The sequence below is a fragment of the Spirillospora sp. NPDC046719 genome (assembly GCF_040645715.1).
In the GTDB taxonomy this organism is placed as follows: domain Bacteria; phylum Actinomycetota; class Actinomycetes; order Streptosporangiales; family Streptosporangiaceae; genus Spirillospora.
In genome coordinates, this window is record NZ_JBEYYT010000899.1 from 1 (window position 1) to 1,395 (window position 1,395).

The 1,395-nt window shown below is 37.6% G+C and carries 2 protein-coding genes; both read left to right on the forward strand.

Going from position 1 to position 1,395, the window contains the following annotated elements:
• Nucleotides 1-780: phage major capsid protein (locus ABZ914_RS51400; RefSeq protein WP_500201815.1), on the forward strand; the 780-nt coding region annotated here is incomplete at its 5' end.
• A 203-nt stretch (nt 781-983) separates the two neighbouring features.
• Nucleotides 984-1,307 (forward strand): head-tail connector protein, encoded by a 324-nt coding sequence (locus tag ABZ914_RS51405; protein WP_500201816.1) that lies wholly within the window; start codon nt 984-986, stop codon nt 1,305-1,307.
• Nucleotides 1,308-1,395 lie beyond the last annotated feature (88 nt).

Here is a 1,395-nt window from a genome sequence, read left to right on the forward strand (position 1 = left end):
TCGGGGCGTCCGCCGCGTGCGGGACGTGTTTCTACTTCATACGGTAGTCGTGTATATGAAAAATGGACTGATGTAACTCCGTTGACTGTAATGGATGCAGAAGATGGAAAAATTCCAGACCTTGACAATCCTCAGTTGACAATTATCAAATACTTGATTAAACGTTATGCGGGAATCATCACTGCAACGAATACATTGCTTAAAGATACAGCAGAAAATATTCTTGCATGGTTATCAAGCTGGATTGCTAAGAAAGTGGTTGTGACTCGTAACCAAGCGATTATCGAAGTAATGAAAGCAGCACCTAAAAAACCAACAATCGCTAAATTTGACGATGTTATTACTATGATTAATACAGCGGTTGATCCTGCGATTATCGCCACTTCAAGTCTTTTGACTAACCAGTCAGGGTTGAATAAACTTGCTTTGGTTAAAACTGCTGAAGGTAAATATTTGCTCGAACCAGACCCAAAAAAACCTAATTCATATCTAATTAAAGGTAAACAAGTTATTGTTGTTGCAGATCGCTGGCTTCCAAATACTGGATCAACAGTTTATCCACTTTACTATGGAGATATGTCGCAAGCTATTACATTGTTTGACCGTGAAAACATGTCATTACTTCCAACAAATATTGGTGCTGGTGCATTTGAAACTGATACTACTAAAATTCGTGTAATCGATCGCTTCGATGTTAAAGCTACTGACTCAGAAGCTTTAGTTGCTGGTTCATTTTCTGCAATTGCAGACCAAGTAGGTAATTTCACTGCAGGAAAGTAGGTAATTTTACTGGAGCACCAACTACAACGACTACAACTAGACACGATTAAAAATAGGAAAGGATAATGAAATTTTTATTTGCACAACCAGCTAAAAAAGATTTGCTTGGGAATTGCATACTGTGATTAAGAGTTTATCTAAATTGGGGGTGGATAAAAAAGACATTATCCTTTTATTTGCTAAAGCAGTAAAGGAGGCACTTTATGACAGTGACTGTTGATGACTTACTAGATCAATTATCAGAAGATGATGATCGCAAACCACAACTTAAAATTTATTTTGATACAGCAACAGCATATGTGAAAAATGCAGTGAGTTCTGATACAGTTGACAATCCATTTTTCAGTGTAGAAAACGTTTCTCCGATTTATGATGTAGCTGTTCTTAGCTATTCTATGGATTTGTGGATTAATCGTTCTACGACTATGCCGCCTACTACGGCTGTAGATCACATGGTCGGTCAGTTGAGAGGTCTTTATTCTTCGTGGAAGGAGGCGCAAGATGGTCAAAACTTACAAACCGATTGATTTTAACTGAAAATGTAAGATTGGAGTTACTAAAACAGTAACTACTCCAACTGGAGGTAAGATTGAAAAAATTGACCCAGCAACGGTT

What these genes read in the sequence shown, in the direction of transcription:
- ABZ914_RS51405 (WP_500201816.1), top strand. Translation starts at nt 984, where the DNA reads ATGACAGTGACTGTTGATGACTTACTAGATCAATTATCAGAAGATGAT.